Source organism: Autumnicola patrickiae (genome assembly GCF_031846525.1).
Classification (GTDB): domain Bacteria; phylum Bacteroidota; class Bacteroidia; order Flavobacteriales; family Flavobacteriaceae; genus Autumnicola; species Autumnicola patrickiae.
Map to the genome: position 1 here is coordinate 142,604 of NZ_JAVRHM010000007.1, position 12,994 is coordinate 155,597.

The following is a 12,994-nucleotide window of genomic DNA, read 5'->3' on the forward strand; positions in this document are numbered from 1 at the left end:
ACCTTTCGCAGGTGTATCACTTATTCATCATCTCATCACTTTGCTGTTCGTGGCCAAAGCGCTGCAGTAAAAAAGATGCTGTAACAGTATAGTATCTTCCTTTTGCAGGAATGAACCCCAGTCCGCCATCCACCCACATGATCATCTTTTGATAGCTAAGGGAATTGTCCTGGTTGCTTAGTTCCCAATCCTTTTTTAGGATCTGCCGCAATTGTGTTAGATCCGTTTTAATCCGGGTGCGGTTTAAAACATGCAAAGCATCCACGGGACAAATATTTACTTCATCCACTTCATAAGTTTCCATGACGCTCAGGATTATATTGGCCAATTCCTTTTCCACACGGTTTCGGTTATTCTGCATCAAACTGGTCAAAGCATCGGTGCGTACCTCTTCTGGCGCAAACCACATCCTCGTGCTGTGCCTGCTAGTTAACTGGCGCTGATCCAGGTAATATAGAAATGCCGGAATTTCTGCCTTCAGGTCTTCTAAAAAATGGGTTTCTTCTTTTTTTAGGGAAGGAACTTTTAATACCCAGAAGCGCGTTTCCTCACTATCGATTTTAATGAAGTTATCTTCATTGTTGCTGCAAAGGATAAACTTGCTAAAGAATTCCACCTCGCGCTTGTCTTTGCCTTTAGCTTCCAGTTTATTAAAATCGGTGGTACTTAAATATTTGATCCGTTCTGTAAGCTCTTCTTTGTTGAACAGTACTTCATCAATACATATAAGAAGTTTGTTTGCCCAATCAGCATTAAACTGGCTGCTGAAATTGTCATTGGTGAGGTAAGTCAGGTTATTATCAAAAATTGCCTTTAACCATTTGAGAAAGGTTGTTTTACCTGTAACCCTCTCTTTGGATACCAGGCACAGGATGGGTAAGATCTGGAGCGGCCTAGAATACAGTAGCTGTATATAATCAAGTCCCAGCTCGAACTGATCCCCAAAAATATGCTTAACAAAACGTAGTGAAATATCCACTTTCCCTTCCTGCGGGATATGAGGCAAAGGAGAATAGGTATTGTAAAACCCGTGACATTCCTTTTTGAAATCCTTATGACCGGGAAGACAGGTAAAGCCATCATATTTTTTAATAGCGCCAATAAAAGCTTTGCCGTGATCATTGCGGAGGGTTTCAATGTTCCATGGAACTAAACTCTCATTAAAGCTCCCTGAAATGGTAGGTATCTGTACGATTTTATAGTAGCAGGTACCAACCCTGATATAGGATATATTTTTCATCTTCGAAAATTTTAAGGTTAGTGAATGGGAAAATCTACTTTCGGTTCTTTAGCAGCTTTTGATTAAACTGTTGCTCCAGGAATTCATCAGAAAGGTTTGGTTCTCCCAACAGCCAGGCATCAATCTTATCCTTATCAAAAAACTTCTGACGGATATTCGGATTATTGCCGGTAGGGATAAGCTTCAAATGGGTAAGCTTATAGATCTTGCTTTTGGAGAGTCCTGTATATTGTGCCAGATCTTCCACGTTCATTACTTTTTTAGTGTGGGAAAGCAAGACTTTAATATCTTCCAATAAACCCACCACTTGTTCTTGCTCATTCATAACTATAGCATTAAAATTAAAAATGAGTAAAAGGCCTTTTACATTTTGCGCAAGACAAACTTAGGAAAGCAAATACCTATAAATCAATAGGATAATTGGAATAAAAAGAAGATTACGCTATAATTATTCTATTCCCAGCATCTGCCGGACGAGCTTTCGCTGATTGCGGGAATTAATTTTTTCCTGATCGTTTTTCCAGGTGGAAAAACTGGTTTTTAAGGTGTTTTCTTTTAGCGGCTCGTTGTTCATTAAGAAGGAATCCATGAGTAAGTTGAAAAAGCTACGTTTCCGCTCCCCGGTAAGTTCTTGAATACCGCCAGCGACCAGTTCATCGAACAGTACGAAAAGGATACGATGATTGGCCGAGTCACCGCTTTTGTTGCCCATGGTGAAATTGATTTTTTTCCTAACCCGTAATCCTTTTATCAACCTGATAAATTGTTCTTTTGATTCTTTATCAAGATTTAGTAGTTCGAACCTTACCTCCAATTTCTTAAGAGGAATTATCCGAAAATCATGACGTCCGGTTTCTAAATACTTATTTGATTCGTAGAAAATGGCCAGCCAAACCAGCACCAAAAGCATTATTACGAAAAGGATCAAGAAAACGGATAAATTATCAGCGATAGATCCCATTCCGAAAATAAGGCTGAAGCTTAGGATAAAAACAACAAAAATAGAAAGGATGAAGAGAATAAGATTGGTTGAGTTATTCTGCACTTTCTCTTCCAGGAAATAATTTATCCCTGACCTCCATTTAGCCAATGCTTTTCCAGCATTTAGAATAAACTTTTCCATGCCAATAGGTTCAACCTATTAAATATAACCAAAAGAAACTTTAGGAAGAAGTACCAAAATAGACCAAATGATAGTAAACTAAAGGGATTTAGGCAACGGAGCGGTGGAACTTTGTAATTTGAAAGATGTAATCTTAGAATATATTACAATAATTTAATTCAAAAAGTCTCTAAAATTATCTCTATTAATAATAGTGACTTTCGCATCATAGGTTTCTGAAAACTTCTTTGGCACTTTTACTTTACTTTTTTGCTTCCATTTGATCTCAAAACCTTTCAGCATCCCAGCTTCTTCTTCAACATAGTCAATTTCCTGCTGTTGCACGGTTCTCCAAAAATATCCTTTAGCAAGAGAACTGTTGTAAGCCCTAAACTTTAAACGTTCAGCTATTAAAAAATTTTCCCACAGATTTCCTTTATCCTGTCTGCTTTCCATAGGCGTTAGATCGCCAATTATCATATTTCTAACACCGGTATCGTAAAAGAATATTTTTTGATTGGTTTTTATTTCGTTGCGTAAATTCCTACTGAAGCTTGGGAGCTTGAATATTACAAATGCCTGGCAGAGAAGGTCAATGTAGGTTGCTACCGTTTTTTTATCAATCCCCAACAATTGAGATAATTCGTTATAACTCACCTCACTGCCAATCTGAAAGGCAAGAGCTCTCAATAACTTTTCAAGTATTTCTGGTTTCCGAATTCCTCCATAACTTAGGATATCTTTATATAAATAGCTATCGGTAAGTTGTTTCAGAATATCCTTTTCCTCTCCAAAATTATTTATCACATCAGGATACATCCCGTAGACTACTCTTAATTCTAATTGTTGCTCGGCTTTAAGAAATCCTATATGTGATTCGAATTCTCCCCAGGAGATAGGATACAGCTGATATTCCCATTTTCTGCCTGTAAGCGGTTCTTGAGTCTGGTTGTTTAATTCGAAGGCAGAAGAGCCACTAACCAGGAGTTGAACCGAATTTAATTGATCTGTAATTAATTTGAGAGTGATTCCTATGTTATCCATACGTTGGGCTTCGTCTACAAATACAATTTGGTGATTCCCTATTATATTTTTGAGTTGTTCTAAATTAGGATTAGAAAGTAGTTTTCTAACCGTGGGATCATCTCCATTTAGAAAAAGATATTCTTTCCCTTCCAATAATTTATTGAAAAGAGTTGTCTTACCAACTTGTCTGGGGCCAATTAAAAGAATTGCCTTACCGCTTCCAAAGCGGTTCGCAATTTTTTTCTGTAATGCTCTTTCTATCATAATTAAGGATTGTATTCCCCAAATATAATGTTTTTTAGGGATTACATTCCCCAAAGATTAAATTATTGCTGCGAAGTGTTTTTTGCGAAGAGATGTATGACCATAGCGTAGAAAATATTAACCGGTATTTCCTATAAATAATTTCCTGATTATTTAAAAACCATATATTCTCCCTGATTTTCCTTGAAGCTAACCACTTTTTAATCCCAGGTCATAATTATAGTATTCATAATTAACAGGAATCCAAAAATCCGCTTCAAAATCTTGAGAAAGCTGGTCAAAAAATAACTAAAATCGTCAAGGCTTATAAGAGGAACAACATCCCCAGCTAATAAGTATATCTCCAGCAGGCTTTACTGGAAATTCTTCAAAAAATTGATTCTCAGATAATTATAAGTGGAGGTCTGAAACATATTGAATTTTAAGTTCTGGAGTTTTCATCATATTCAATCAACTTAATATCTCATGTGCTTAAAGAAAAAGAAAAAATGAGATTACAGCCAATTTCTACGATCATCAAAACGAAAATATCACCGAAGCTTATCCAAAGAGAAATTGATAGACCTTCAATTAAGAAAAAAAATTTGTTGTACCTATGTTGTACCCATGAAAAAAACAAAGCCTTTTGATTTCTCAAAAGGCTTTGTTTTGCTCCCCCTCTTGGGCTCGAACCAAGGACCCTTTGATTAACAGTCAAATGCTCTAACCAACTGAGCTAAGGAGGAATTTCAGTATGTCCAGAATTTTTAAAAAAAGCTTTCTGTTGCTTTTTGCTCCCCCTCTTGGGCTCGAACCAAGGACCCTCTGATTAACAGTCAGATGCTCTAACCAACTGAGCTAAGGAGGAATTTTCGCAATCAATTTTGCGGACGCAAATATAATATATTTTTTATTTCTCGCTAAATATTATCAAAAAAATAATGGTAAAAAATATGCTGGAAATAAGATTAAAATTTGATCCTGCTATTCAGTTAATTACAGGAGTGAAAATCAAAATGTCAAACAGAGATATAGAAAAATGAGAATATGATTTTTTATGAGACAGTAAAACGCTAAATTCATAAAAATATTATTGAGAATTATGCGTAATAAAGTTGAGATAATGGCTGTTAAGGGTGGAATTACCCAACAACCCGATATAATGGCCATTGTAAATGCTGCTAATGCCCATCTAACTACAGGGGGTGGAGTGGCTGGAGCAATTCATCATGCCGCAGGTAATGACCTTTTCAGGGAATGTCAGGATTTGGCACCTATAAAACCAGGTGAGGCTGTAATTACCAAAGCTTATAATTTGCCAAATGACTATGTTATACATTGTCTTGGTCCCGTTTACGGCAAAAATAAACCGGAAGATGTACTACTGGCAAAATGCTATACTAACGTCCTGCGCCTTGCAGAAAAAAATCAAATTACTTCTATAGCTTTTCCTGCAATCTCTACAGGAGCATTCGGTTTTCCTATGGAAGCAGCAACCGGTATTGCTATTAAAACAATTTTAGCCGAACTTCCCTCTCTTAAGCATGTAGAAAAGATTAAATTTGTCTTGTTCTCGCAGGAAGATCTGGATATTTACCAGAAAAAACTTGCAGAAGTTCAATAGGTTAATAACCAAGGCAAAATTATTTATGTTCGATTTTACTGCTACTTATACAGACCAGTACCAGCTTGCTATGGCCCAGGTTTATTTTGAGAATGGTCATAAAAACCATCAGTCTGTTTTTGATTATTTCTTCAGAAAATTACCATTTGAAGGAGGTTATGCAGTTTTCTCGGGACTTCAGGATTTGTTGGAAATTATTGAAAATCTGCAATTTGACGAAAAAGATATTGCTTTCCTTAAAAAAGCAGGATTTAATGAGGGTTTTCTGGACTATTTAAAGAATTTTAGATTCCGGGGATCAATATATTCCGTTAAGGAAGGAGATATTGTTTTCCCCACAAGGCCTGTACTGCAAATAGAAGCAAATATTATAGAAGCCCAGATCATAGAGACCATTCTTTTGAATCTGCTGAATTTCCAGACGCTTATTGCTACAAAAGCGAGCAGGATGAGGCTGGTCGCAGGAGACCGGCACTTGCTGGATTTCGGACTCAGAAGAGCGCAAGGCCCCGGAGGTTATTATGCTACCAGGGCAGCCATTACCGGAGGGTTCGACGGTACAAGTAATGTTGTGGCTGCGAGGAATTTTGATATTCCGGTTTCTGGTACTATGGCGCATTCCTTTGTGCAAAGTTATGATCATGAACTTGATGCTTTCCGGAGCTTCGCCAAAGGTCGCCCCGATAAGTGTGTTTTATTGGTGGATACCTATAACACTTTAGCCAGCGGAATTCCAAATGTAATTACTGTTGCAAAGGAAATGGAGGAGAAAGGGCAGAAGCTTTTCGCAGTTCGGCTGGATAGCGGGGATTTGGCCTATTTTGCGAAAGAAAGCAGGAAACTTCTTGATAGAGCAGGATTGGATTATGTGAAAATTGCGGCTTCTAATCAATTGGATGAGTATGTGATTAAAAGTCTGTTGGAACAGCAGGCCCCTATAGATATCTTCGGCGTAGGTACAAATCTGGTTACGGGTAACCCAGATTCTGCTTTGGACGGGGTTTATAAATTGGCTGAATCCAACGGGAAACCAAGAATTAAAATTTCAGAAAGCCTTGCGAAGGTTACCCTTCCGCATAAAAAGCAAGTCTTCAGAATAAAAAACAGTAACGGGCAATGTGTTGGAGCAGACGCCATCGGGTTGAGATCTGAGACGCAGATAGAAGAAATGTTTCATCCTTTTGAGCCATATAAATCTATGAAACTTCAGGATTTTAAACAGGAACCGCTACTGCATAAGGTAATGCATAATGGGAAATCATTTTTAGAAAAGCAATCATTAAAAGATATAGCGGCTTACAGTCTTTCGAGATTGGCTGAACTACCCATAGAATACAAACGTTTTAACAATCCTCATATTTATAAAATCGGAATTAGTGAGGTCTTAAAAGAAGAGCGTGATAAATTGATTAAGGAATATAAACAACTATCATGAAAGCTTTATTAATTATTGATGTTCAGAATGATTTTATGCCGGGGGGTGCTTTAGCGGTTCCCGAAGGAGACAAAATTGTTCCGGTTGTAAACGAGCTCCAGGAGAAGTTTGAGCTGGTAATTGCCACACAGGATTGGCATCCTCAAAATCACGCTAGTTTTGCTGATAGCCATGCTGATAAAAATGAATTTGAAACCATTGACCTCGACGGAATTCAGCAAATATTATGGCCGGTTCATTGTGTACAAAATTCTGAAGGAGCCGAATTTCATCCGGAATTAAATACTTCTAAAATTGAAGCGATCTTCAGAAAAGGTACAAATCCTAAAATAGATAGTTATAGCGGTTTTTATGATAATGCGCATTTAAAATCTACGGGACTTACCGGTTACCTGAAAGAAAAAGGAGTGGAGGAAATATATTTCTGCGGACTTGCTGCGGAATTCTGCGTATATTTTTCAGTAAAAGATGCACTACAGGAAGGCTTTTCAGCAATTTTAATAGAAGATGCCACCAGAGCTTTGGATAATAATGAATTTAAGAAGGCAAAGGAAGAAATTCTGAAAAAAAGAGGGAAAATAATTACTTCTGAAGATCTTATTAATTAAAGTTGAGTTGCTGAACATATCCCATGCCTACCCAAAACACCCAGTCATTTGCTTTATTCTGGGGAGCATCAATATTTAGACCATCAATCCAGTCACTGTTGTAGTAATGCCATTTGCCCTCGATTAAAAAATCCCCGGTCCGGTGAATTTTATAGCGTACTCCCATACTTCCAATTACAGCAAATGTGTTCTTTGGCTCAAGCTCAATCCCACCCTCAAAGGTGGGAAAAACATTAGCGGGATCATCTAAAGGTCCAAGATCTGAATAAGCCCTTGGTCGAAAATGTACTAAATGCGCTCCCAGACTTACATATGGGGAAAACAGATAACCGAAATTTGCAAAATCCCTTATATTAACAGGGTGGTACTCCAGGTGCATCCCCATTTCATAAGTTTCAGAAAAACCATGCATAGCCCTTAGTAATTGGCCGCCAACAGTATTTTGGGAGGCTACAGGGCCATGATGCTCCAGGTTGGATCGTAAATAGTCAAACTCACTACGAACCCGAAAATGCTTATTAAAATACGAATTTTGAACCCGATAATTACAATCTGAGTCAAAGGCGAAGTTGATATAATGTACTATTCCTACACCTAAACCAGAATTATTTATATTGTTTTTTAAGTTCCATCGTTCCCCGTAATCAGTAAAAAAAGAAGATGGTCCAACTAAAACCCCAATTTCGTGCGTAAATCCAAATTGAGAATAGCTTTTCCCGCCAAAAACAAGGAAAAAAATAAACAAAAAGAACACAGTACGTAGCATTTTGGGACTGGCTATAGGTAGAAGCAAATATATGAAAAGAACTTTAACATCGTTAATAAACAGAAATTCCAAAGATTCATTTAAATTATCATGTTAATATTATATCAAAACATAAAAATGAACAGGTATCGTTTGCAGAAATCTTATATTTGTAATGCATAACAGCAATATTTTTTAATAATCCTCATTACTCTAATATTATTATGGAACAAAATGTAAAAGATTTCCTTGATAAAATCTCGAAAAGAAATCAGAATGAACCTGAATTTATGCAGGCGGTTCATGAAGTTGCAGAAACAATAATCCCTTTTATAGAAAAAAATAAAAAATACCAAAACGCTAAGCTTTTAGAGCGTATGGTGGAGCCGGAGAGAGTGCTTATGTTTAGAGTGCCATGGGTCGATGAAAAAGGTGAAATACAGGTAAACAGAGGCTTCAGGATCCAGATGAATTCTGCCATTGGGCCTTATAAAGGTGGTTTAAGGTTTCATCCATCAGTTAATCTAAGTATTTTGAAATTTCTCGCTTTTGAGCAGGTTTTCAAAAATAGCTTAACAACCCTTCCAATGGGTGGTGGTAAAGGAGGTTCAGATTTTGATCCAAAAGGAAAAACAGATAATGAAGTAATGCGTTTTTGCCAGAGCTTTATGACCGAACTTTTTAGGCATATTGGAGCAAATACAGATGTGCCGGCAGGAGATATAGGTGTTGGAGGACGCGAAGTAGGCTATATGTATGGCCAATACAAGAGATTACAAAATGAGTTTACCGGAATTTTAACCGGAAAAGCTATTTCTTATGGAGGTTCGTTAATTCGTCCTGAAGCTACGGGTTACGGAAATGTGTATTTTACAGAAAATATGCTTTCTAAAAAAGGAGATAGCATTAAGGGAAAAACCATTGTGATATCAGGATCTGGAAATGTGGCGCAATATGCTGCAGAAAAAGCACTGCAGTTAGGTGGTAAAGTACTTACTATGTCAGATTCCGGCGGGTACGTTTACGACAAAGAAGGAATCGATGCAGGTAAGCTTCAATATGTAATGAACCTTAAAAATGAGAAGCGCGGCAGGATAAGCGAGTATGTGGAACAATATCCTAACGCTGAATATTTTGAGGGAAAAACACCATGGGGTATTAATTGTGATATAGCAATGCCATGTGCTACTCAAAATGAATTACTGGAAGAAGATGCGAAAACCTTGGTTTCCAACGGCTGTATTTGTGTAGGAGAAGGCGCTAATATGCCATGTACGCCAGAGGCTGTTGCGGTTTTCCAGGAGGCTAAAATTTTATTCTCTCCGGGAAAAGCATCAAATGCCGGAGGTGTAGCCACTTCAGGATTGGAAATGTCCCAGAATTCTATGCGCTACTCCTGGACTTCAGAAGAAGTAGATGGAAAACTTAAGGAGATTATGAACGATATTCATGCAAAATGTGTTGAATTTGGATCTGATGAAGATGGATATGTAGATTACGTAAAAGGAGCTAACATTGCCGGTTTCGTAAAAGTGGCAGATGCTATGCTTGCACAGGGAGTAGTGTAAACACCATTCCTATACAATTTTAAGAGGTCGTCTAATGCCAATTATCGTCATCTGGAGTTACTTCAGTTGAAGAAAAAAAGGATTTAGACGACCTCTTTTTATACCTTTGGTTTCAAATTTATTTCAATGCACGTAAATACCGAAGCAATAGTTATTAGTGCGCTAAAGTATGGAGAGGCAGATCTTATTGTAAAAGCCTATACCCTGGAAAGTGGATTAAAAACCTACATACTTCGTGGAATATTAAAATCGAAAAAGGGCAAATTAAAGACCTCGCTTTTTCAGTTGCTTACCCAACTCGATCTTGTCGCCAGCCATAAAAACAAAGGCACTTTGGAATACCTCAAGGAGGCAAAAGTGCTGCATACTTACCAGACGTTGCATACAAATGTGATAAAAACATCTATGGTGATATTTTTAGCTGAAGTTTTAAAGAATTCGATCCGGGAAGAAGAGGCAAATCCACCGTTATATGAATATTTGAAGGCAAGTCTAAATTGGCTGGACCTTCACGACTCGATTGCTAATTTCCATCTGCTGTTTTTGCTGAAATTAAGTCGATATTTGGGGTTTCAGCCAGATGACTCTAACAAAGATTTTCCGTACTTCAATATGCTGGATGGGGTTTTTCAGGAATATAAGAGTAACGAATATTGCATTGAAGGTGAAAACCTTGAAATTTTACGGCAGTTCTTGGGCATAAATTTTGATAGTCTTACCAGTATTAAACTCAACCAGACCAGCCGGACAAATTTCTTAAACATGCTCATTTTGTACTACGAATTACATATTGAAGGTTTTAGAAAGCCAAAGTCTCTTGCCGTACTTAATGAAATCTTTAGCTAATGCGATTGTTCTCCGGCATTATTGCCTGTTTTTTATGTTTTTCAATATATGCGCAGGAAATTCAGGTTTTCGATAAAGAAACTAATGAGCCCCTTCCCAATGTAGCAATTTACAATCCCGAGAAAACCAAAAGCGCCCTTACCAATTTTGATGGCTTTGCCGATATTACCAAATTTAGTACAAACGAAATTTTAATTTTTAAGCACATTTCCCATGATGAGGTGAGGAAAAGGAAATTTGACATCATCAGGGAAAATCATTCTGTTTATTTAACAGGGAATGAAAATGAACTCGAGCAGGTGATTTTGTCCATTTCAAAATTTGAAATGAGCAAAGAAGATATTCCGCAAAAAATAATAAGTATAACTTCTGAAGATATTAAACTCTATACTCCCCAAACTTCAGCAGATCTTCTTGAAAACACGGGTCAGGTGTATGTTCAAAAGAGTCAGTTAGGCGGTGGAAGTCCGATGATTCGAGGCTTTGCAACAAATCGTTTGTTGATTACCGTAGATGGCGTGAGGATGAATAACGCGATTTTCAGGAGTGGAAATCTTCAGAATATAATTTCTATTGATCCTCTTGCAGTGGAGAGCAGCGAAGTGATTATTGGCCCCGGCTCTGTGGTTTACGGGAGCGATGCAATTGGCGGTGTAATGAACTTTTATACGCTGCGCCCCGATTTTTCTTTCACCGGAAAAACTGCAGTCTCCGGAAATGCCTATTCCCGGTATGCTAGTGCTAATACTGAAAAAACAGTACATGCAGATGTAAATATTGGAAGACCAAAGTGGGCTTCCCAAACTTCTATTACCTATTCCGACTTTGGAGATCTTAAAATGGGAAAATATGGCCCTGAAGAATATTTGAGGAAAGAATACGTAGTTCGTCGAAATGGTGGGGATATCCAGGTGGAAAATCCAGATCCGCGGGTTCAGAAACCAACCGGTTACAGTCAGATCAACCTTTTGGAAAAGATCAGATTTATGCCCGATGGGAACTGGGATTTTAACCTGGGGCTTATCTATAGCACAACTTCAGATTATCCGCGATACGACAGGCTGTATAGAAAACGGGAAGGAAATTTACGGTCTGCCGAGTGGTATTATGGTCCGCAAACGTGGTTTATGGGGAATTTTAAAGTGAATAAAAGAGGAGATGGAACGGCGTATGATAAAGCGCAATTTACAGCGGCTTATCAATATTTTGCTGAAAGCCGTAACGATCGGAATTTTGGAGAGGAAGTACTTTTTAATTCAGAAGAAAATGTAGGCGCATACTCTTTTAACCTCGACTTTGAAAAAGGATTTCAGGAGAGCAAATTTTTCTACGGAATAGAATATGTGCTTAATAATGTTAATTCTGAAGGTGGGAGTAAAAATATAATTTCCGGTGAAGTTAATCCGACGGCTTCCAGATATCCCGATAATTCTTCCTGGCAGTCTCTTGCCGCCTACGGAAGTTATCAGTGGAAAATACAGGAAAGCCTGGCTTTTCAATCTGGAGTAAGGTATAACCGGGTAATATTAAATGCAGATTTTAATTCGGGTTTTTACGATTTTCCTTTTGAAGAGGCAAATATTAATACCGGTGCGTTAACCGGAAGTGCCGGTATTAACTGGCAGCAAAACAGCAGTCTTGGCTGGAGGCTGAATTTTTCCACAGCTTTTCGTGCTCCGAATATTGACGATATTGGAAAGATTTTCGACTCCGAACCCGGTGCAGTTGTAGTTCCCAATCCAGATCTTGAACCTGAATATGCTTACAATGGGGAACTGGGACTGGACTGGACTCCCGGAGAAAATATCCGTTTCGAAATTGCTGGATTTTACACCTATCTCGATAATGCCATGGTACGGCGGGATTTTAGTCTGGAAGGCGAAACCATCATAGATTACCAGGGAGAGCCAAGCCGTGTGCAGGCCATCCAGAATTCGGCAAGTGCTTATGTCTACGGTTTTGAAGGAGGAATGAAAATAGATTTTTCAGTGGCTTTTAGATTGACTTCCCAGCTTACTATTACTGAAGGGAAAGAAAAAGAAGGTAACAATTATGTACCTTTGCGACATGCGGCACCCGTTTTTGGGAATACGCACCTTTTATGGCATAAAAAAAGACTGAAATTTGATCTTTACGGAGAATACAACGGCGAATTTGAATTTGAAGAACTGGCACCTTCAGAACAAAGCAAGGAATATCTTTACGCTATAGATGAAAATGGAAATCCTTATTCCCCCGCCTGGTATACGATCAATTTAGCCGCACAATACACGTTAAGTGAGCATTGGAAGGCGACAGCGTCACTGGAAAACATTATGAATCAGCTTTACAGGACGTATTCTTCAGGAATTTCAGCAGCAGGAAGAAATTTTATCCTGGCGTTAAATTATCTTTTTTAACTGAAAAAATCTGTTTTAAAGCGAGTGCCTCAAAATGGCAATTTTCGGCAAATAGGATTTTTTAGATCAAGCCAAAATTTTTCAGTTAAACTTCAGGACGAAAATTACCGTTTTTATATTATCCTCTGTTCGTAAACATTATAATTTACTTAACCTCA

General features: G+C 37.9%; 11 protein-coding genes and 2 tRNA genes. 6 read left to right on the forward strand and 7 right to left on the reverse strand.

The window, feature by feature from the left end:
• Window positions 1-16 precede the first annotated feature (16 nt).
• The 6 genes from RM549_RS08045 to RM549_RS08070 all read right to left on the reverse strand — a co-directional run bounded on the left by RM549_RS08045 (window position 17) and on the right by RM549_RS08070 (window position 4,479).
• Window positions 17-1,240, reverse strand: a complete 1,224-nt coding sequence (locus tag RM549_RS08045; protein ID WP_311683550.1) for a primase-helicase family protein — start codon at window positions 1,238-1,240, stop codon at window positions 17-19.
• 34 nt (window positions 1,241-1,274) lie between these two features.
• The gene (locus tag RM549_RS08050) at window positions 1,275-1,565 is read right to left on the reverse strand and encodes a helix-turn-helix transcriptional regulator (protein WP_311683552.1); all 291 of its coding nucleotides are present in this window, start codon (window positions 1,563-1,565) and stop codon (window positions 1,275-1,277) included.
• 123 nt (window positions 1,566-1,688) lie between these two features.
• Window positions 1,689-2,363 (reverse strand): hypothetical protein, encoded by a 675-nt coding sequence (locus RM549_RS08055; RefSeq protein ID WP_311683554.1) that lies wholly within the window; start codon window positions 2,361-2,363, stop codon window positions 1,689-1,691.
• A gap of 153 nt (window positions 2,364-2,516) precedes the next feature.
• Window positions 2,517-3,632 (reverse strand): ATP-binding protein, encoded by a 1,116-nt coding sequence (locus tag RM549_RS08060; protein WP_311683556.1) that lies wholly within the window; start codon window positions 3,630-3,632, stop codon window positions 2,517-2,519.
• Between the two features lie 651 nt (window positions 3,633-4,283).
• Window positions 4,284-4,357 (reverse strand) — tRNA-Asn (locus RM549_RS08065).
• Between the two features lie 48 nt (window positions 4,358-4,405).
• Window positions 4,406-4,479, reverse strand: a tRNA-Asn gene (locus RM549_RS08070).
• Between the two features lie 234 nt (window positions 4,480-4,713).
• On the opposite strand from RM549_RS08070, the gene RM549_RS08075 reads away from it, so the two are divergent.
• Genes RM549_RS08075 through pncA form a run of 3 tightly spaced genes read left to right on the forward strand, consistent with a single transcriptional unit; the run spans window position 4,714 to window position 7,278 of the window.
• Window positions 4,714-5,235, forward strand: a complete 522-nt coding sequence (locus tag RM549_RS08075) for a macro domain-containing protein (protein ID WP_311683558.1) — start codon at window positions 4,714-4,716, stop codon at window positions 5,233-5,235.
• A 25-nt stretch (window positions 5,236-5,260) separates the two neighbouring features.
• A complete protein-coding gene (locus tag RM549_RS08080; protein ID WP_311683560.1) occupies window positions 5,261-6,670 on the forward strand; it encodes a nicotinate phosphoribosyltransferase in 1,410 nt (469 codons plus the stop codon).
• The gene (pncA, locus tag RM549_RS08085) at window positions 6,667-7,278 is read left to right on the forward strand and encodes a bifunctional nicotinamidase/pyrazinamidase (protein ID WP_311683563.1); all 612 of its coding nucleotides are present in this window, start codon (window positions 6,667-6,669) and stop codon (window positions 7,276-7,278) included. The genes RM549_RS08080 and pncA overlap by 4 nt, the downstream gene beginning before the upstream one ends.
• Here pncA and RM549_RS08090 read toward each other — a convergent pair.
• Window positions 7,271-8,044 carry a THC0290_0291 family protein gene (locus RM549_RS08090; RefSeq protein WP_311683565.1) on the reverse strand — a complete coding sequence of 258 codons (774 nt, stop codon included), beginning with the start codon at window positions 8,042-8,044 and terminating at the stop codon, window positions 7,271-7,273. The two genes, pncA and RM549_RS08090, sit on opposite strands and share 8 nt — an antisense overlap.
• A gap of 203 nt (window positions 8,045-8,247) precedes the next feature.
• Here RM549_RS08090 and gdhA point away from each other — a divergent pair, with 203 nt between their 5' ends.
• The 3 genes from gdhA to RM549_RS08105 all read left to right on the forward strand — a co-directional run bounded on the left by gdhA (window position 8,248) and on the right by RM549_RS08105 (window position 12,836).
• The gene (gene gdhA, locus RM549_RS08095) at window positions 8,248-9,591 is read left to right on the forward strand and encodes an NADP-specific glutamate dehydrogenase (protein ID WP_311683567.1); all 1,344 of its coding nucleotides are present in this window, start codon (window positions 8,248-8,250) and stop codon (window positions 9,589-9,591) included.
• Between the two features lie 126 nt (window positions 9,592-9,717).
• Window positions 9,718-10,437 carry a DNA repair protein RecO gene (gene recO, locus RM549_RS08100; RefSeq protein WP_311683569.1) on the forward strand — a complete coding sequence of 240 codons (720 nt, stop codon included), beginning with the start codon at window positions 9,718-9,720 and terminating at the stop codon, window positions 10,435-10,437.
• Entirely contained in the window at window positions 10,437-12,836 is a 2,400-nt protein-coding gene (locus RM549_RS08105) for a TonB-dependent receptor (protein ID WP_311683571.1), read from the forward strand. The genes recO and RM549_RS08105 overlap by 1 nt, the downstream gene beginning before the upstream one ends.
• The last annotated feature ends 158 nt before the right edge of the window (window positions 12,837-12,994 follow it).

Coding starts and splice junctions, on each gene's coding strand:
- RM549_RS08045 (WP_311683550.1), bottom strand. CDS start 1,240: ATGAAAAATATATCCTATATCAGGGTTGGTACCTGCTACTATAAAATC.
- RM549_RS08050 (WP_311683552.1), bottom strand. CDS start 1,565: ATGAATGAGCAAGAACAAGTGGTGGGTTTATTGGAAGATATTAAAGTC.
- RM549_RS08055 (WP_311683554.1), bottom strand. CDS start 2,363: ATGGAAAAGTTTATTCTAAATGCTGGAAAAGCATTGGCTAAATGGAGG.
- RM549_RS08060 (WP_311683556.1), bottom strand. CDS start 3,632: ATGATAGAAAGAGCATTACAGAAAAAAATTGCGAACCGCTTTGGAAGC.
- RM549_RS08075 (WP_311683558.1), top strand. CDS start 4,714: ATGCGTAATAAAGTTGAGATAATGGCTGTTAAGGGTGGAATTACCCAA.
- RM549_RS08080 (WP_311683560.1), top strand. CDS start 5,261: ATGTTCGATTTTACTGCTACTTATACAGACCAGTACCAGCTTGCTATG.
- pncA (WP_311683563.1), top strand. CDS start 6,667: ATGAAAGCTTTATTAATTATTGATGTTCAGAATGATTTTATGCCGGGG.
- RM549_RS08090 (WP_311683565.1), bottom strand. CDS start 8,044: ATGCTACGTACTGTGTTCTTTTTGTTTATTTTTTTCCTTGTTTTTGGC.
- gdhA (WP_311683567.1), top strand. CDS start 8,248: ATGGAACAAAATGTAAAAGATTTCCTTGATAAAATCTCGAAAAGAAAT.
- recO (WP_311683569.1), top strand. CDS start 9,718: ATGCACGTAAATACCGAAGCAATAGTTATTAGTGCGCTAAAGTATGGA.
- RM549_RS08105 (WP_311683571.1), top strand. CDS start 10,437: ATGCGATTGTTCTCCGGCATTATTGCCTGTTTTTTATGTTTTTCAATA.